The sequence below is a fragment of the Streptomyces sp. NPDC127117 genome, assembly GCF_042677325.1.
Lineage (GTDB): Bacteria > Actinomycetota > Actinomycetes > Streptomycetales > Streptomycetaceae > Streptomyces.
The window spans coordinates 87,523-104,753 of sequence record NZ_JBHXTM010000015.1 but is presented as its reverse complement, the minus strand read 5'-3'; the positions used below and the strand labels follow the sequence as shown (position 1 = coordinate 104,753).

General features: G+C 71.4%; 14 protein-coding genes and 1 tRNA gene. 6 read left to right on the top strand and 9 right to left on the bottom strand.

Annotated features, from left to right (window positions below):
* Positions 1-182: 182 nt before the first annotated feature.
* Positions 183-449, bottom strand: a complete 267-nt coding sequence (locus tag ACFVH0_RS15845; RefSeq protein ID WP_385820460.1) for a phosphopantetheine-binding protein — start codon at positions 447-449, stop codon at positions 183-185.
* A 623-nt stretch (positions 450-1,072) separates the two neighbouring features.
* Here ACFVH0_RS15845 and ACFVH0_RS15840 point away from each other — a divergent pair.
* Both ACFVH0_RS15840 and ACFVH0_RS15835 read left to right on the top strand, forming a co-directional pair.
* Entirely contained in the window at positions 1,073-1,288 is a 216-nt protein-coding gene (locus ACFVH0_RS15840; protein WP_385820458.1) for a hypothetical protein, read from the top strand.
* Positions 1,289-1,617: 329 nt separating this feature from the next.
* Positions 1,618-1,797: a hypothetical protein gene (locus tag ACFVH0_RS15835; protein WP_385820456.1), complete on the top strand. Its 180-nt coding sequence runs from the start codon at positions 1,618-1,620 to the stop codon at positions 1,795-1,797.
* 106 nt (positions 1,798-1,903) lie between these two features.
* Here ACFVH0_RS15835 and ACFVH0_RS15830 read toward each other — a convergent pair.
* Positions 1,904-1,977: transfer RNA gene (locus ACFVH0_RS15830), tRNA-Pro, on the bottom strand.
* Positions 1,978-2,027: 50 nt separating this feature from the next.
* Positions 2,028-4,661: an ATP-binding protein gene (locus ACFVH0_RS15825; protein ID WP_385820454.1), complete on the bottom strand. Its 2,634-nt coding sequence runs from the start codon at positions 4,659-4,661 to the stop codon at positions 2,028-2,030.
* Positions 4,662-4,769: 108 nt separating this feature from the next.
* Here ACFVH0_RS15825 and ACFVH0_RS15820 point away from each other — a divergent pair, with 108 nt between their 5' ends.
* Both ACFVH0_RS15820 and ACFVH0_RS15815 read left to right on the top strand, forming a co-directional pair.
* Positions 4,770-5,297 (top strand): DUF309 domain-containing protein, encoded by a 528-nt coding sequence (locus ACFVH0_RS15820; RefSeq protein WP_385820452.1) that lies wholly within the window; start codon positions 4,770-4,772, stop codon positions 5,295-5,297.
* A 121-nt stretch (positions 5,298-5,418) separates the two neighbouring features.
* Positions 5,419-5,835, top strand: coding sequence for a hypothetical protein (locus tag ACFVH0_RS15815; protein ID WP_385820450.1), 417 nt, complete (start codon positions 5,419-5,421; stop codon positions 5,833-5,835).
* A gap of 7 nt (positions 5,836-5,842) precedes the next feature.
* On the opposite strand, the gene ACFVH0_RS15810 is transcribed toward ACFVH0_RS15815, so the two are convergent.
* Genes ACFVH0_RS15810 through ACFVH0_RS15800 form a run of 3 tightly spaced genes read right to left on the bottom strand, consistent with a single transcriptional unit; the run spans position 5,843 to position 9,952 of the window.
* Positions 5,843-7,078 (bottom strand): FAD-dependent oxidoreductase, encoded by a 1,236-nt coding sequence (locus ACFVH0_RS15810; RefSeq protein ID WP_385820448.1) that lies wholly within the window; start codon positions 7,076-7,078, stop codon positions 5,843-5,845.
* Positions 7,075-8,499, bottom strand: a complete 1,425-nt coding sequence (locus ACFVH0_RS15805) for an NAD(P)/FAD-dependent oxidoreductase (protein ID WP_385820446.1) — start codon at positions 8,497-8,499, stop codon at positions 7,075-7,077. The genes ACFVH0_RS15810 and ACFVH0_RS15805 overlap by 4 nt, the downstream gene beginning before the upstream one ends.
* Before the next feature lie 19 nt (positions 8,500-8,518).
* Positions 8,519-9,952 carry an FGGY family carbohydrate kinase gene (locus ACFVH0_RS15800; RefSeq protein ID WP_385820444.1) on the bottom strand — a complete coding sequence of 478 codons (1,434 nt, stop codon included), beginning with the start codon at positions 9,950-9,952 and terminating at the stop codon, positions 8,519-8,521.
* 442 nt (positions 9,953-10,394) lie between these two features.
* Here ACFVH0_RS15800 and ACFVH0_RS15795 point away from each other — a divergent pair, with 442 nt between their 5' ends.
* Both ACFVH0_RS15795 and ACFVH0_RS15790 read left to right on the top strand, forming a co-directional pair.
* Positions 10,395-11,402: a hypothetical protein gene (locus tag ACFVH0_RS15795; protein WP_385820442.1), complete on the top strand. Its 1,008-nt coding sequence runs from the start codon at positions 10,395-10,397 to the stop codon at positions 11,400-11,402.
* A gap of 103 nt (positions 11,403-11,505) precedes the next feature.
* Complete coding sequence (locus tag ACFVH0_RS15790) at positions 11,506-13,035, top strand: amino acid permease (protein WP_385820440.1); 1,530 nt, start codon at positions 11,506-11,508, stop codon at positions 13,033-13,035.
* A gap of 144 nt (positions 13,036-13,179) precedes the next feature.
* On the opposite strand, the gene ACFVH0_RS15785 is transcribed toward ACFVH0_RS15790, so the two are convergent.
* From ACFVH0_RS15785 to ACFVH0_RS15775, 3 genes are read right to left on the bottom strand one after another with little or no spacing between them, the layout of a single operon-like run.
* Entirely contained in the window at positions 13,180-14,460 is a 1,281-nt protein-coding gene (locus ACFVH0_RS15785) for an MFS transporter (protein WP_385820438.1), read from the bottom strand.
* Positions 14,461-14,465: 5 nt separating this feature from the next.
* Entirely contained in the window at positions 14,466-15,071 is a 606-nt protein-coding gene (locus ACFVH0_RS15780) for a DUF5825 family protein (protein ID WP_385820436.1), read from the bottom strand.
* Positions 15,068-17,110: a RiPP maturation radical SAM C-methyltransferase gene (locus tag ACFVH0_RS15775; RefSeq protein ID WP_385820435.1), complete on the bottom strand. Its 2,043-nt coding sequence runs from the start codon at positions 17,108-17,110 to the stop codon at positions 15,068-15,070. Before ACFVH0_RS15775 ends, ACFVH0_RS15780 begins: the two co-directional genes overlap by 4 nt.
* Positions 17,111-17,231: the final 121 nt, after the last annotated feature.

Sequence of the window (17,231 nt, the reverse complement as noted above, 5' to 3'; positions counted from 1 at the left end):
CACCTTCGAGGTGGAGGAATACCATGCCCTCGGCGATGTCCGGCCGTCTCGAACACGTTCGCAGCCACGAGCAATCTCTACCGGAAATATTTCCGCCGAGTTCCGGTCAGGGCCATGGAATGAGAAAACCAACCCTCCCGAAACAAAGAATCACGGGCCGTCACCGATGGGCTCCGTTGCTGTCATTCCCGAGTGATGGCCAGGGTCTCCGCAACAACACTCCAGAGACTACCGACGGTTGCGAAGCTGTCGGCATCCAGGTGTTCGTCGGGTATAGCGATGGCGAACTGCTCTTCGAGATCGATGAGGAGTGAAATCGTCGCCAATGAGTCCAGTCCGGCATTGCCGAGATGGGTTGAAGCGAGTAGCGGCTCTGCTCCCAGGAGGGGCAGGTGTCCCCGAACAACCGTCTCAAACGTTTCCGGCCAAGGTGTTTCATTCGCAGTCAAGGGTCCTCCGTCGAACGCTGATCCAAATCCCTGGTGCGCAGACATGGTTGCCTGATGGAGCACCGTTGTAGACGCTTGCCTGCCGTGCGTGCCTACGAGTCATCGCCCCTCGGTCGATGCACCAGCGTCGGGCGACGGCACTGTCACCCGTACCGCTCCCGACTTCCCCCGGACAAGGTCAACGCTGAGTGGTAAATCGATGCACCGATCGTAGGAATCTTGTCGGAGCGGCGTCAACTGCTTGTAGCACTTAATTTCAAGGAAGTTAACGGACGTAGCGGTAAACAACGTGCAGTGCATCGGTACACAGTCGCCTCATGGGGACTGCGAACCGGACGCGGCCGAGGCGCCCGCCGGCAGGTCGAGGGCGGTTGTGTCCGGGCCCGGGACCGGAGGTCGTGGTTCCGGACGGCATCTCGATGAAGAGCCACTCCGGTCGACGCCGCGGCCACCGTTGCGACCGTCTGCTCAGCGATCCGCCGTACGGGTCGGATGTCCGGACCGTGCCCGCCACCCCGCCGGTCCGGACGCAGTCGCCTACCCCGACTCCACTGCTACAGGTTCGACGGCGCCGCCGACTCGGCATGGGATTCCGCCCACCGAACTGCACCGGCCTCAAGTACGTGCCGAACGACGCCAAGCGGCTGTTCTACAGGCTGCCCGTAGACAGCTTCGCAGGGGAGAGCATCATCGGCACCGAGCTCGTCGTCCGCGAGACGTTCGCCTACAACTACAGCAAGCAGCCGGTGGAGTTCCGGCGTATCGAGCCGCTCCCCCGAAGACTTCCTGGAACGACCAGAGGGCCGGTGACTACTGGATCAATCAGATGCGGACCATGATGGCGGCCAAGGACGCGACCGCCTCCTGCCCGGACGGCGACCCGGAGTTCAACTCCAAGGACGCAGTCGCCTGTCCGGCGCCAACAAGCAGACCGGACCACGCTCGCCGTCGGGCTCAAGGCGCCGAACCAGAACGCCGAGAGCCGGTGGAAACGCTTCGCGGGCAACGGCTCCCTGCGCGTCGAGTACAACAACCCGTCGAGCCGGCCCAAGCAGTCGCTTCTGGCCGGCATGCCTGGTGCCGGAACCTCGACTACATCGTCGACCGCAACGGCATTGCCAGGGCCGCACCGGTACAGCCCGGAGCCACCTCCTACGGCCGCAACCGCGTGGCCGCCCACGACACCCCGTACGAGCGCGGCACCGTCATCGACCACATCGAGTACGGCCGGCGCAGCGACACGCTCTTCACCGTCCGGCGCTGCCTTCACCCGGACGTACTCAAGGTCACGGCTGCCGACGCAACGCTCTCCGGGCGCCGCACTCCCTGCCGCGCCCGATCGTCATGACCCGCTGGCGCCGGTCTGGGAGCCTGGTCCCCCCTGGTGCCCAAACATGACCAAGGGCCGGTTTCGGATGTCTCCGAAACCGGCCCTGACCTGCGACTGTCTCCAGTCGGGACGACAGGATTTGAACCTGCGACCCCTTGACCCCCAGTCAAGTGCGCTACCAAGCTGCGCCACGTCCCGATGCGGTTCCCTCGGGTGTCCCCCGGCGGGCTCGCAGGACAAACATTACCTCACTCCGAGGACCGGATCGACGCCCGTGCCTGGTGGGCGCGGTTTGCCAGGGATTCCGCACCGCATGCGGTGGCCAGTTTGTGGGCTCGGGCGAGTTCGCGCGGTGAGCGGATCGCGATGCCGTAGTCGACGAGGGCCAGCGCGTGTTCGTACGCCGACGGGGATGCCTCCAGGTGGCGGACCGACTCGGCGAGCAGGTGGGTGGCGTCCTCCGGGGCGGCGAACCGGGAGACGCAGCGCAGGGCCTCGCCGATCGCGGTGTCCGTACCGAAGCGCTCGGCGCGCACCCGGGCCGTGGTGGCGAGTTGGGCGGCGCGGGCCGGGTCCTCCTCGGCCAGGGCCCGGGCCAGGTCACCGGCCCAGGGTGCCCACACCCCGTTGAACCTGCCCCGGGGTTCGAGAGCCTGGCCGGCCGCTTCGAGTTCGGCGATCGCTTCCTTCGTACGGCCTTCGGCCAGCAGCAGCCGACCGCGTACGCACGGGCCGTCGGGCAGCACCATCGCGCTCGGGTAGGGCGCGCCGAAGGCGTAGCGGTCGGCGATCTCGCGGGCCTCGGTGACCCGGCCCCGGGCGACCAGGGTGTCGATGAGCAGGCAGGCCGCGTCCCAGTGGACCGGGAGTCCGCTGCCGACGCGGTCGGCGAGGCGCAGCCCCTCGCGCAGGAAGCCCTCGGCCTCGGCCAGCCGTCCGCGGCGGCGGTGGACCAGTCCGAGCAGGGTGTGCGCGAACGCGAGGTGCGCGCCGCTCCAGCCGGAGATCTCGAAGGCGCGGACGGCCTCTCCGAAGAGTTCCTCGGCCCGGTCGAGCTGGTCGGTGAAGGCGTAGGTGATGCCGACGAGGGTCGGCAGTTCGAAGCCCCACTCCGAGTCGGTCCAGCCCAGGCCCCTGGCGGGGTGGCCATCGACCAGGGCGCGTTCGCAGAGGTCGACGATGAGCTGGGAGTTCTCGCCGCGCAGCATGGCGTCGAAGGCGCGGAGCGTGAGCAGGGCGCGCTCGGCGTTGTCGCGGCCCTGCAGATGGTCGGCGTTGCGTGCGAGGCGGCCGGACCGGCCGGGACCGTCCTCCTCGCCGGCCTGCATGCCCTCCCAGAGGAAGTGGGCGGCCTGGAGCCGCATCAGGCCGGGGCCCGGAGCGGTGCGGGCGGCCTCCGCGGCCAGCGCGCTCGCCGCTTCCTTGAGCTGGTTGTTGTGCGAGTGCGCGGCCGCGAGCCGGTAGGTGGCGTCGACCCGCTGTTCGACGTCGAGTCCGGGCATGTCGAGGGCGTCGCGCAGGTGCTGGACGGTGGTGGCCGGGGAGCTGAGCAGGGTGGCGCAGCCCAGCTCGTACAGCAGGGTGGCCTTCACGCGTTGGCGCGGGGGTTCCTGCAGAGCTCGTTCGAGGCAGCGGCGGGCGGCCTCCGGGGCACCGACGGCGAGGTGCTGCTTGGCCGCTTCGCGGAGCTGCTCGACCAGTTCCTGGTCGTCGTCCGGGTGCACTTCGAGCAGATGGCGGGAGGCCGCGGCGGGGCCGAGTCCCGCGCGGGTGATCGCCCAGGCGGCCCGGCCGTGCACGGCGGTGCGGGTGGCCGGCGGGATGGACCGGTACACCGCGCTCGCGATGAGCGGGTGGACGAACTCCAGCGGGTCGAAGCCGGTGACGACACGGGCCTCGCGCAGCCGTGCCGTGCAGTCGGCGGCCTCGGCGGAGCTCATTCCGGCCAGGGTGGCGGCGAGGTCCTGGGAGATGTCGGTGCCGAGGACGGCGGCGGCCCAGGCGAACCGGTTGGCGTTGGTGCCGAGTCGTTCGAGGCGGGCCACGAGGCCGCTGCCGCGGGCCGAGGCGCCGAGTTCGCGCAGCAGTCCGGCCGACTCCTCCAGCGGTGCCAGTTCGCGGTCCTGGACCTTGGCGACGAGCTCGACCGCCTCGTAGGGGTTACCGCCGGTGACGGCCCACACCTCGCGGCAGAACGGGTCGTCGGCGTGTTCGCCGAGGGCCGCGCGGACCAGTTCCGCGGTGGCGTCCGGGGTGAGTGCGCGCAGCGCGACCCGGACCTGGGAGGGGTGGGCGCTGCCCGTACCGCTCTCCTTCTGCCGCGCGGCCAGTTCTTCCGGTCGGTGTGCCTGGACGACCAGGACGGGCAGTTCGCCGAGGCGGGCGGTGAACGAGGCGAGCCAGGCGAGTGATTCGCCGTCCGCCCAGTGCGCGTCGTCGATGATGAGCAGCAGCGGACGGTGGCTCAGCCGGGACGCGAGCCGGGCGACGACGAAGTCGAGGCCGTCCCGCACACCTTGCGGGTCGGGCTGCGGGCCGGTCGGCTCGGCCAGTCCGAGGGCGGGTGCGGCGATCTCGTACCAGGGCCCGAAAAGGGCCCGCACCTCGTCGGGCGGGAACCGGTCGAGTGCGGGTTGCAGCAGTTGGCGCACGACGTGGAACGGTACGGAGGTGACCGTTTCGCCGCCTCTCGCGGACCAGACGGTGCAGCGGTCGGCGGCGATCGTCTGGATCTCGCCGAGCAGTGCTGTCTTGCCGATGCCTGCCTCGCCGCTGAAGATCAGCAGCCCACCGGCGGCCTGGGCGCCGCAAAGGGCGTCCACGGCTTGTGCGGCGGCAGCGAGTTCCGGTTCGCGCTCGTACAGCGGCCGGGACGGCTTCATGCCTACCCTCCCCAGGGTGGTGCGGATGGCTTTCGACACTAGTCGTGTCCGGGGGTCCACGGACAGTGGTTCGGACAGTTCGCCGCAGGTGCGGGGCACAATCGTGGCGTGGAAGAGACTGGCAGGGACCGCGACACCGAGGGCCGGGCACGCAACGCCCGCCCGCGCGACGGGCTGGGACGCCCCCTTCCTTACGGGGCTCCCGGGGTCGAACGGCAGCCGGAGGGGGTGGTCCGTACCCCCGAGGAGACGGTGCGCGAGGCGCAGCGGCTGCTGGACGCGGGGATGCCGTTCCATGCGCACGAGGTGTTCGAGGACGCGTGGAAGTCGGGCCCGGTGGCGGAGCGGGAGTTGTGGCGCGGTCTCGCGCAACTGGCCGTGGGGCTGACCCATGCGGCGCGGGGCAATACGACGGGCGGGGCCCGGCTGTTGCGGCGCGGGGCGGCGGCGCTCGCGGAGTTCGCCGGGGACCGGCCGTACGGGATCGGCGTCGACGGGCTGATCGGCTGGGCCGGGGAACTGGCCGGGCGGGTGGAGGCGGCGGATGACGGCGGCACGGCCGGTGGAGGGGCGGTGCCCGGCGAGCCGGTCGACGCGTCCGCCGAGGCACCCTGTCTGCGGCCCCCGGTGCGGTAGCCGGAGGCATGGCGTCGAGGGTCGGGATATGGCCGGGCGCACACCGGTGCCGCGTCATATTGCACCGCCCGTCGCCCGGAGCGGTGAACAGGGCCGCCCGTACCCATTACGATCGCGCGTCATGAGCACTTCTGACCAGGACCAGGCCGTGGACACCCCGATACCCGTCCCCGAGGCCGAGCCGAAGGCCGGGACCGAGGCTGTCGCGGAGACGGGGACGGGGGCGGACGAGGAGCCGGGGCCGGACGAGGAGCCGGGGGCGGACGAGGAGACCGGGGACCGGAAGCTGACTCCGCGCCAGGCGAGACGGCTGCGGATGGTTCTCTCCTCGGTCGGCATGGCCGCGATGGCGGTGGTCCTCGCGATGCGGATAGCCAGCCGGTCGTCCGTCCTGGTGGTCGGGGTGTACGGGCTCGCACTGATCCTGTGCGGCATCGTGATCGAGCTGAGCCGCAACGGCCGTACCCGGCTCGGTAGTTGGCTGCTGGCCGTCGGTCTGCTCGCGGCGATCGGCTCGGACTGGCTGCTGATTCCCTGACGTACGGTCAGCGCGCCGAGATCCGTACGGTCCCGCCGTGCGGATCGGCCCGGTCGAGCCATTCGCCGCGCAGGTGGAACGGGCGGTCCGGCACAGCGGGAATCAGCAGTCGCTGCCGGTGGAGTTCCCGGCCGTCCTGGCGGACCACGAGCAGCGGCGCGGTGAGTCGCCGGTCGGTGCGAAGGGTGAGGCGGCCGCGGAGCGGGAGGTCGCCGGCCGGGCCTACGAGGTTCGGGGCGACCCACCGCAGTGGGGATTCGACCGCGATGGCCGGCCGTCCGGTGGGCCACTCGCCGATTGCCAGGTGACGCAGTACGGGCGCGGCGACGGCCCGGCCCTCGGCGAGGGCGACGCCCGCGCTCTCCACGCCGTGCAGCAGATTGCCGACGGCGAAGACTCCGGTGCGGTTCGTGCGGTGGGCCGCGTCGTACGCGGGGCCGCGGGTGCCGGGGTCGAGGGTGATCTCGCCGCGCCGGGCCAGTTCGTGGTCGGGAATCCAGTCGCCGGTGAAGACGACGGTGTCGCAGCGCAGGGTCGCGGTCCGGCCGTCGTGGTGGCGCACACGGACGCCGGTGAGGCGTTCCCGGCCGACCAGGGCGGTGACGGTGGTGCGGCCGAGGAGCGGGGTGCGGTCGCCGGTCCGGGTCGGAGCGGTGAGCCGGGAGACCGGCCGGTCGGTGACCATGGCGACGACGTGCAGGCCGGCCAGGCGCAGGGTGTCGGCCGCGGCACGGCTGACGGGTTCGTCGCCGATGACGACGGCCCGGGTGCCGATGTGCTGCCCGTACAGGTGGACGGCCTGCTGGAGTTCGCCGGTGGTGTAGACGCCGGGCGGGCGGCTGCCGGGGACCAGGCGGGCGCTGCGGGGACGTTCGCGGGCCCCGGTGGCGAGGATCACCGCGCGGGCGGTGATCCGTTCGAGGCCGGTGGGTGCGGTGGTGTCCACGGTCAGCGGTCCGGCCCAGCCGGTGACGGTGACTCCGGTACGCAGGGTGGCTCCGGCGCGTTCGGCGGCGGCCACGCAGCCGCGGGCGTACGCGGGCCCGGTCGCGCCTCCCCGGCCGATGGTGTGGCCGCCGAACCCGCCGTGGTGGCAGTGGCGGGGGATGCCGCCCGCGGTCTGTTCGCGTTCCAGGATCTCGACCCGGCCCGCGCCTGACGCGGCGAGTTCGGCCCCGGCGCCGAGGCCGGCCGGGCCGCCCCCGACGATCAGCACGTCGACGGTCCGCTCGCGCCGGGTCATGACCGGGTCTCCTCGAAGAGTGCGCGGACCGCGGCCCCGCAGTAGAACCCCTGGCAGCGCCCGTTCCCGGCTCTCGTCCTGCGGCGCAGGCCGTCCGGGGAGTGCGGCGGCACCGGGCCGGCCAGGGCGTCCCTGATCTCGCCCGCGGAGACCCGTTCGCAGTGGCAGACCAGCGTGCCGTACGCGGGGTCGGCCGCGATGCGTTCGGCGTCCTGGTACGGGCGCGGGGATGCCTCGCCGAGGTTGGGCATGGTGACGGGCGGCAGTTCGGACGGGGTGCCGAGAGCGAGGCCCGAGTCGCCGAGCAGGCCGACGACGTGTGCGGCAATGGCCATCGAGGCGGTGAGTCCGGTGGAGCGGATGCCGCCGACGGTGATGAGGCGCCGCTCCGGCCGGGACCTGATGCGGTAGTCCTCCTGGCCGGTCGCGGCACGGAGTCCGGCGTAGACGGCGGTGACTTCCTCGTCGAGCAGTCCGGGCAGGATGCGGCGGCCCTTCTCACGGAGCAGGGCTATCGCCTCGGCGGTCGATCCGGTGGCGGTCTTGTCGTCGAGGTCCTCGGCGGTGGGGCCGAGCAGTACGTTGCCGAATACGGTCGGTGTGACCAGTACGCCCTTCCCGACGGCGGTGGGCACCGGCAGCAGGATGTGGTCGACGAGATCGCGGGCGAACTTGTCGAAGACGATGAGCTGGCCCCGGCGCGGGGTGACGGTGAAGTCGTCGTGGCCGAGTTCCCGGTCGAGTTCGTCGGCGTGGAGTCCGGCGGCGTTGATCAGATGGCGGGTGCGCAGCGGTCCCCGGGTGGTGGTGAGGGTGTGGACTTCGTCGTCGCTGTCGATGTGCCGCACCCGGCAGTTGAGGTGCAGATGGACTCCGGCGCGTACGGCCTGGGTGGCGTAGGCGAGCGGGGTGGTCCAGGGGCAGATGATGCTCTCGTCGGGGATTTCGAGTGCTCCGAGGGCGCCCGGTCCCAGGTGAGGTTCGCGGGCGCGCAGTTCCTCGGCGTCCAGGAGGCGTGCCGCGCGGTAGTCGTTCCGCTCCGCCTTCGCCAACAGCGCGGGCAGTGCGGCCAGTTGTTCTTCGTCCCAGGCGACGAGCAGGGCTCCGACGCGCTCGACAGGGATGCCGGTCTCGGCCGCGTACGCGCGGAGTCTGCGCTGCCCCTCGCGTACGAGCCGGGCTTCCAGGGAACCGGGTACGGCGTCGAATCCGGTGTGCAGGATGGCGGTGTTGGCCTTCGACGTGCCGTTGCCGATGTCGTCGGAGGCGTCCAGGAGTGCGGTGCGCAGCCGGTAGCGGGCCAGTTCGCGGGCGATGGCGGCGCCGACGACGCCCGCGCCGACGACGGTCACGTCGTAGGGCGGGGTGCCGGTCGGCTCGTCGGCGTCGAGCTCGCCGGCCGTTGTGATCGTGAGGCTCATCGAGTGACTCTCGTACGTCTCAGGCATGGTCCAGCAGGGTCTGTACGGCGGTCCGGAACCCGGCGAGCCGTTCGGCCGCCTCGTCGGTGCCGATCCGGGGTTCGTACACGGCGGCGGGCTTCCAGTCGGGCAGGGCCTGCCGGACGGGGAGTCGCGGGTCGAGGCCGAGCCGGGCGACGGCTCCCACGCCGAGTGCGGTGACATCGGGCAGTGCGGACACCTCGACGGGCCGTTGCAGCAGGTCGGCCTGGGTCTGCATGAGAAGTCCGGAGCGGGTCAGGCCGCCGTCGACGCGGAGCGAGGTCAGCGGTGAGCCGAGATCCGTGGCGACCGCCTCGGTGAGTTCGACGACCTGGGCCGCGATGCCTTCGCACAGGGCGCGCACCAGATGGCCCCGGCTGGTGCCGAGGCCGAGGCCGGTCACCGATCCGCGCAGGTCACCGCGCCACCAGGGGGCGGCGAGTCCGGCGAGCGCCGGTACGAAGGTGACGCCGCCGGAGTCGGGGACGGACGCGCCGACCGGGTCGAGGTCGGCCGCTGAGGAGATCACCCCCAGGCCGGTGAGCCAGTCGACGGCGGACGCGGCGGTGTAGACCTGCCCGTCGAGGCAGTAGCTCGTACGGCCGCCCAGCCGCCAGGCGACGCAGCTGACCAGTCCGGTGGAGCCGCGCCGCGGGGCGGGCCCGGTCTGGGCCAGCAGGAAGGCGCCCGTTCCGTAGGTGCATTTGGCGTCGCCCGGGTCCAGGGCGTTCTGGGCGAGCAGGGCGGCCTGCTGGTCGACGAGCAGTCCGGTCAGCGGGAGTTCGCCGCCGAAGGCGGTCGTGGTGCCGACCGTGCTGTCGCAGTCGACGACGTCCGGCAGTGCCTCGTCGCCGAGGCCGAAGACGTCCAGGGCACGGCGCGACCAGTCGGCCCGGTCGAGGTCGAGCAGTTGGGTGCGGCCCGCCGTGGCCACGTCGGTGACGAACGCGCCGGTCAGTTGGTGGACGAGCCAGGAATCGCTGGTGGTGACGACGCCCTCGCGGGTGAGTTCCCGGCGGATCCAGGCCATCTTCGGCGCGGCGAAGTAAGGGTCGAGCGGCAGCCCGGTCAGACGGGTCAACTCTTCGTCGTACGTGGTGAGTTCCGCGCAGATGGGGGCGGCGCGCCGGTCCTGCCAGACGATCGCGTCGGTGAACGGCCGCCCGGTGTCCCGGTCCCAGGCGAGCACCGTCTCACCCTGGTTGGCGAGGCCGACCGCGACAACGGGTTCGGCCGCTTCCCGTAACGCCCGGCGGCCCGCTTCGACGACCGAGCCGAGCAGTTCGGCGGGATCGACCTCGACCACTCCCCCGGCGCCGTGCCGGGGTTTCACGGGCACGGAAGCGGAACCGATCACGCCGCGCTCGGGGCAGATCACCAGGGCCTTCGTGCCCGACGTGCCCTGGTCCACGGCGAGTACCGGGCCTGTCATCGACTCTCCAGCGGTGCGGAAGCTCTGCGGCTTGAATGGAATCGTGATCACTGAACTCGCCGCCCAGAGTGGTGCAGACCACCGCGTACGTCAAGGGCCGTCCGGGACGTGACCGGAACAACCGGTACATCTTTCAACGTCCTGGTGAATCAACTGACTTGAGTAAGATCCGCGAATCGGTCCGGAGTCGGGAGTGACTGGCCTTACACTCACCGCCGAGCAACAACCGGACGCTTTCGAGCAGTTCGTTTTTCAACAGCTGCTTCACCCCCCACGTCCTTGAGGATTGATGAGACCGACACCCTGTCCCGAGCCCACGACCACCGATGTCCCGGCCTTCCGCAGCTGCACGGGCTCCACACCGCCAACGGGTTGCGTGACGTGCTGACGAGATCTCCCGACCGTCGCATGCCGGCCTGTCGTTCAGGGGCAGGGCGAGTCCATGGCCAACAGTGATTTCCGGCCGGTCTACCACCCGGCCGGCCATGACAACGATCTGCGGGTCGCGTTACAGGACTTGCGCACCGGACGCTGGATGTCCATGCGCAATCTGCTGGAGAGCACACCGGACTGGACCCTGTGGACCCAGCGCACCCAGGTGCTCGGAGCGGTCGCCGCCGGTTCTGACGCGGTGCAGGCCTGGCTGGCCGAGGACCCCCGGAGCACCGCCGCCGCGGTGATGCACGCGCGGGTCGTCGTCGAACGGGCGGTGCGCGCCCACCGCGAGAGCCACCACCGGGCCCAGGAGCTGTGGGCGGAGGCCTGGCAGGCGTGCCGGACGGCCGCGAACGCCTCGCCCGCGGACCCGGTGCCCTGGGTGTGCCTGCTCGCCCTGTCCCAGCTGGACGAACGCCAGCAGCTGGAGGAACACCGGCTGCACCCGCCGGGGCCGATGCTCTTCCCCGGTCCGTGGGGACTGCTGGCCGAGGCCGACAAGCGCGATCCGTGCAATCGCGAGGCCTATCACCGGATGCTCCAGTTCGTGTATGCGCGCAAGGCCGGCGGATCGCTCTCGGAGGCCGTCAACTTCGTTCAGTGGGCCGCCTCTTCGGCCCCCGACGGCTCCGCGCTGCACGTACTGCCGCTGTATGTGCGGGTCGAGCGGTACCGCCGCGAGCAGGGCCACGAGAAGGCCCTGGACCTGCACTGGGTCACCGAGGACGCGGAACGGGACGCGGCCCGTGCGCTGGAGCTCTGGTTCCGTCGCACACCACCGCTCTGGCACTCCCTGCTCGACCTCAACCATCTGGCCCACGCCCTGTGGGGAGCCCTCCAGTTCGCCGAGGCGGCATCGGTGTTCGAGGAGCTCGGCCCCTATTTCACCTCGGTTCCATGGGCGTACCGCACACGTGGCCGCAAGGGCCCCGGAGACGCGGAGGACGTGTTCCTGCGCGCCCGCAGCCGCTGTCTCTCCGTCTCCCGCGACCCCGGACGGGGGCCGCAGCGCTGAGCGACGGCACCGCGATGCCGCGTCTCCACCCCGCCCCGAACCGATCCTTTCCGTCCCTTCACAACCGCTCATGGATCACAACCCGCTCACGGAGGTTTTCCCGATGTCCATATCCACCCCGACCCAGTCGGGTGCGGAGGCAACCCCGCCGAAGGACGAGGAGGAGCGGCTGCGCGAACTCGGCTACCAGCCGGTGCTCGCCCGCCGCATGGGAGGCTTCGGCAACTTCGCCATCAGCTTCTCCGTCATCTCGATCCTGTCCGGCTGCATGACCCTGTACGGCTTCGGCATGTCGACCGGTGGCCCGGCGGTGATGCTCTGGGGCTGGGCCGGTGTCGGACTCTTCGTGCTCTGCGTCGGCATGGCGCTCGCCGAGGTCACCAGCGCCTACCCGACCTCCGGAGCGCTGTACTACATGGCCGACCGGCTCGGCGGCCGCAAGTGGGGCTGGTACACCGGCTGGCTGAATCTGCTCGGTCTGCTGGGCGCGATCGCGGGCATCGACTATGGTGCGGCGCTGTTCACCGGCGCACTGATGAACCTCCAGTGGGGATTCACTCCCACACCGGGCAAGACAATGATCATCTTTGTCTGCATCCTGCTGCTGCACGCCGTGCTGAACCTCTTCGGTGTCCGTCTCGTCAGTGTGCTCAACTCCATCAGTGTGTGGTGGCATCTCGCCGGTGTCGCGGTGATCGTCACCGTGCTGGCGATCGTGCCCTCGCACCACCAGTCGCCGTCGTTCGTCTTCACCGAGTTCGTCAATGACACGGGCTGGCACAACCCGTTGTATGTTGCGGCGATCGGTCTGCTGCTCGCGCAGTACACCTTCTGCGGCTATGACGCCTCGGCCCACCTGTCGGAGGAGACGTCGAACGCCTCCGTGACGGCGGCCAAGGGCATCGTCCGCGCGATCTGGGTCTCCTGGATCGCCGGCTTCGTGCTGCTTGCCGGGCTGACCTTCGCCATCCAGGACTACGCGGGCACCCAGAACAGCGCCACCGGGGTGCCACCGGCCCAGATCCTGATCGACTCGCTGGGCACCTCCGGGGCCACCGCCCTGCTGCTCATCGTGATCGCGGCACAGTTGTTCTGCGGCAACGCCGAGGTCGCCGCCGCGAGCCGGATGGTGTTCGCGTTCAGCCGTGACAACGCCCTGCCGGGCTCGGCGCTGTGGCACAAGGTGAGCGCGCGCACCCAGACGCCGGTCAACGCGGTGTGGCTGTCGGTCATCGTCGCCGGGGTGCTCGCGCTGCCCTCGCTGTACTCCGCCACCGCGTACGGCGCGGTGACCGCGATCAACGTCATCGGCATCACGCCCGCCTACGCGATCCCGATCTTCCTGAAGCTGCGCTCCGGCAGCCGGTTCGAACGCGGACCGTGGCACCTGGGCCGCTGGAGCAAGCCGATCGGCTGGATCGCCGTGGTGTGGGTCGCGATCGTGACCGTGCTGTTCCTGCTCCCGCAGTCCTCCCCGGTGACGGTCGACTCGATGAACTACGCGTCGATCGCGCTGATCGCGGTGCTGGCCCTGGCCACCGTGTGGTGGTTCGTGGCCCGCCGTTCGTACAGCACGCCTTCGGCGTACGGGAACGCTCGCGAGCAGGCGGAGATCGAGGAAGGCATCGTCTGATCCTTCCTCCGTCCCGCCGGCCCTTCCGGAACCGCCACGCCGACAGGCGGCGGTCCGGGAGGGCCGCGTGCTTGATGGGCCCTCGCCCGTGGCACCACGGCGCCACACAGCACTACGGCATTACGGCGCTACGGCGCTACGGCGCTACGGCAGCCAGAGGCAGGCGGCAGCCAGGAGCGCCACCGTCGCTCCGCCGGTGAGCACCGGCACATTGCCCAGCCAGGCGGCGAGCGCGCCGCCGCCGAGCGCGCCGACCGGCACCGTGCCGATGAGCGCGGCCTGGAGGACCCCGGCGACGCGGCCCTGGAGTTCGGGCGGTGTGACCAGTTGCTGGGTGGTGGTCATGGAGATCGCCCAGACCGTGGCCGCGAGACCGAAGACGAACTGGTACGCCAGCAGCGCCGGGAAGCCCGGGCCCAGCGAGGCGCCCGGGACCAGGAAGATCGCGAGGGCGGCCACCACGGCACAGATGCGGGTCGCCCCGGCCAGCCCGATGGTGGTGGCGAACCGGCCCGCCAGCAGCACTCCGAGTACGGTGGCGACGCTGAACGCGGCGTAGACCGTCCCCAACTGCCAGGCCGGAAGCCCGAGATCGCGGGTGGCGTAGAGCACGAAGAGCGCGTCGGCGGCTCCGCTGCCGAGATTGAACCCGGCCCCCGCGAGCACCTGCCGGCGCAGCAGCCGTTCGCCGCGCACCACTTCGAGTCCGGCGCGCAGTGCGGACGTTCGGGATTCCTTCTCGCGACGGACCTTCTGGACCGAGGAGTTGAGCGCGGCGGGGAGCCCGAGGAGGAGCAGCGCCTCGATGCCGTACGCCGCGCAGGCGGCCAGCAGTGCGGTGGGGGGCCCGGTCAGGCCCACCAGCACACCGCCGAGCGCGGGGCCGCCGATCTGCCCGGTGGTCCGGGCGCCGGTCAGCGCCGAGTTGGCGGAGAGCAGCTGCTCGGGGTGCACGACCCGGGGCAGGGCCGCCTGAAGGGCGACGGCCAGCATGGAGGTGAGCGCGCCGGACGCGGTGGCGACCATGTACAACTGGGGCAGCCCGAGCCGGCCGAGGGCGTCCGCCAGGGGTACGGAGCCGACGACCAGCACCTGGAGAACGGTGAGGAGCACGGTCAGTGCCCGCAGCCGTGCCCGGTCGACCAGCACCCCGGCGAGCGGGCTGAGCAGCGCACCGGGGAGGTAGCTCAGTGCCATCAGCGCGGACGCCCCGAAGGGCCCCGCCCCCAGCCGGGTGACGGCGAGCAGCGCGAGGGCCAGGGTGGTGACCTGGCGCCCGACGGAGCTGGCGATCTGTTCCCCGCACAGCAGCACGAACGGCCGGTGGCGCAGCAGCGCAGTCCCGGATCGCCGCGGTTGTTCGCTCCCGGCACCGGGAGTACGGGTACGGGCGGAAGGGGGCGGCGGGTCGGGCTGCTGCTCCATCCCGTTCAGATGTCGGTGCAGGGGACGGGCCACCGGCGGATGCGCGGCGGCAGGGCCACCACCCAGCCGTCGGTCCCCCACGCGAGGCGTTCGGCCACCAGCAGCTCCACCGCTTCGCGGCCGATGGCGTCCAGTGCGGCCACGGCGGTGGGGGCCTGGACGGCGCGGAAGGTGGCGAGCAGATCGGGGTCGTCGATCGTGAAGCGGGCCGCTGCCGATGGCTCCCTGCGGTCCATGACGGTGACGAAGTCCGGTCCGCGCCGGTGGTAGAGCTGTCCGTAGGCGTGGCGCTCCCGCCAGGTGGTGAGCGCAGGTGGTTCGCCGGGCAGCGGGCCGGGGGCCGGCAGGTGGCGCAGCAGACCTGCCGTTCCGGACACCTCGTGCGCGGGCCCGGTGAACAGCGGGTCGTCGGTGGCCGGAAGCCAGCGCACGACGAGATCGCGGCTCTGGCACTCGCGCAGGAACCGGACCGCTTCCGCCGCCGGTTTGCCGCCCGCGCCCAGCCGCAGCGGTTCGTCGACCGTCACCAGCCGTCCGCGGATCCGGTGCGGTACCCGTCCGGCCGGCAGGGCGGGGGCGGTACGGGTCGGGGGTGCGGGCAGGGGGCTCATTCGGCGACCGCCTCTTCTCGGCGCGGCGTCCCGGCCGGCTGCGAGGCGGCCGACGGCGCGCGCACGGGTACGTACTCCGGCTCGTACCCCGGGCCGTACTCCGGCTCGTACCCCGGGCCGTACTCCGGCTCGTACCCGGGGCTGCCCGGCGGCTCGTCCGGCGGTCCGTCGGCCGTGCCGCCCGGCCCGTGGGTGCGCTCGACCGACCGGACCGGTACGTGCCAGGTGGGCAGCGACACGTAGGAGCGCCCGTCGTCGAAGAGGAGTCCCAGCGCGACCGCTTCGCCGAGCCATGCGTCCAGCTCCGCGTCGGCCGGTGGGTTTCCGTCGGCCGTGAGCAGCCGGTGCAGTGCGGTCCGGGTGCGGCCGGCTTCCAGGTGGCGCAGGGCGGCGGCGCGCCAGCCGGTCAGCCGGTGGGTGCGGCGCGGCCAGCCGTGGCGCCGGTCGTGGACGAGCAGCACCTCGTCGCCGGTGGGCTGTTCCAGGACCAGGGTCGAGGCAGGATGGCCGGTGTACCAGTCGCGGGCCGCGGCCTTCAGCCGCGCCTCGGTCCCGCCGCCGATCCCGGCGGGCGGGGTGTCGAAGAGGTAGACCAGATCGGCCAGTTGGTCCTCGGGCAGGTCGTAGACATGGCGGTACATCTCGGCGGGACGGCGCTGGGGGAAGCCGAGGGCGGGGTTGGCGAAGTTGGGGCTGAACCGCTCCAGTTGGATGCGGTGGGCGCCGCCCGGCGGCTGGAGGTGGACGAGCGCGGGCATCTGGTCGATGACGGAGGCGTAGTCCTCGGCGGTCTCCCCCGGGAATCCGTACAGGTAGTTCCAGGAGCAGGTGAGCGAGTGGTTCTCGCACTCGCGCAGGGTACGGATGTTGCGGGCCCCGCTGACGCCCTTGTCCATGAGGTCCAGGGCCCGGTTGCCGAGGCTCTCGATGCCGGGCTGGATGTGGACCGATCCGGCGCGGGCGAGCAGTTCCAGCTGCTCGGCTGTGAGGTTGGACTTGACCTCGTAGTGCATGCGCAGGTCCCAGTCGCTGTCGGCGGCGAGCGGGAGGAAGTCCTTGAAGTACGCCATGTCGATGATGTTGTCGACGGTGACGATGTCCAGGATGCGGTGGCGCCGGACCAGACGGTCGACCTCGTCCCAGAGCCGGTTTCCGGGTTTGGCACGGAAGGTCATCGCCGAGCCGTTGAGCCCGCAGAACGTGCAGTGGTGCTTCTCGCCCCACCAGCAGCCCCGGGCCCCCTCCACCACCAGTTTCGGATGGACGTACTCCGCGAGCGGGGAGGCGTCGATGGCCTGCTGCCAGAGGTCGTAGTCGGGCGAGGGGATGTCGGCGGGCGCGACGGTGCGCCGGGACTCCTCGTTGGCGCGCGACTCCTGCCCGTCCCACCAGCAGAGTCCGGGTACGTCGGCGGGTGCGGTGCCCGCGTCGATGTGGGCGAGCAGAGCGGGCAGGGCGTACTCCCCCTCGCCGCGCACCACATGGTCGACGAAGCGGTGGTTGCGGTGCAGGGCATGGCCCATCGGGCCGTCGCAGTTGCTTCCCCCGAACACCACGGTCAGTTCGGGGCGGCGTCGTTTGAGCTCCGCCGCGAGCGCCAGCGAGGAGATGTTCTGCATGAACGTGGAGGTGAAGCCCACGACATCGGGTGCGTCGTCGAGTATCGCGCCCGCGCTCTCCTCGATGAAATCCGCCGCGTGGACCCGCATCGCGGTCGCGGTGGAGATGTCGGTCCCGCGCCGGGTGGCGTACTCCTTGAGCTGCGCCACGCCCCATTCGGGGTCGTTGTACAGGACGCCGGAGAACACCCAGTCCCCGAGGCCGTCGAAGATCGCTTCGCTGCCGACCGCGACATGGTCACCGGGGCGCAGCGCCCCCTGCGAGCGTTCCAGCAGGAATTCCGCCCAGCGCAGGGAGCCGTGGAACTCGCGCACCTCGTCGCCCGGCCGGGTCCGGTCCAGGAGTGCGTGCAGCAGTCCCACCTGGAGCGAGGGGAGTTCGATCGGCTGCCACGGCATGGTCACCAGATGTATTCGCACTGAGCCTCCCACGGCACGGTGGCGGGGGCCCGGGCCCCCCCCGCGGCCCCCCGGTTAGGGGCGGTGGGGCCCGGCCCGAGGCCACCCGGGGAGGGCGGGGGGCCGATGGAGGAAGGAGGCC

Bases quoted from the DNA above. Each gene is read 5' to 3' on its own strand.
- ACFVH0_RS15790 (WP_385820440.1), top strand. From the start codon at position 11,506: ATGTCCATATCCACCCCGACCCAGTCGGGTGCGGAGGCAACCCCGCCG.
- ACFVH0_RS15810 (WP_385820448.1), bottom strand. From the start codon at position 7,078: ATGACCCGGCGCGAGCGGACCGTCGACGTGCTGATCGTCGGGGGCGGC.
- ACFVH0_RS15780 (WP_385820436.1), bottom strand. From the start codon at position 15,071: ATGAGCCCCCTGCCCGCACCCCCGACCCGTACCGCCCCCGCCCTGCCG.
- ACFVH0_RS15805 (WP_385820446.1), bottom strand. From the start codon at position 8,499: ATGAGCCTCACGATCACAACGGCCGGCGAGCTCGACGCCGACGAGCCG.
- ACFVH0_RS15795 (WP_385820442.1), top strand. From the start codon at position 10,395: ATGGCCAACAGTGATTTCCGGCCGGTCTACCACCCGGCCGGCCATGAC.
- ACFVH0_RS15825 (WP_385820454.1), bottom strand. From the start codon at position 4,661: ATGAAGCCGTCCCGGCCGCTGTACGAGCGCGAACCGGAACTCGCTGCC.
- ACFVH0_RS15800 (WP_385820444.1), bottom strand. From the start codon at position 9,952: ATGACAGGCCCGGTACTCGCCGTGGACCAGGGCACGTCGGGCACGAAG.
- ACFVH0_RS15815 (WP_385820450.1), top strand. From the start codon at position 5,419: ATGAGCACTTCTGACCAGGACCAGGCCGTGGACACCCCGATACCCGTC.
- ACFVH0_RS15785 (WP_385820438.1), bottom strand. From the start codon at position 14,460: ATGGAGCAGCAGCCCGACCCGCCGCCCCCTTCCGCCCGTACCCGTACT.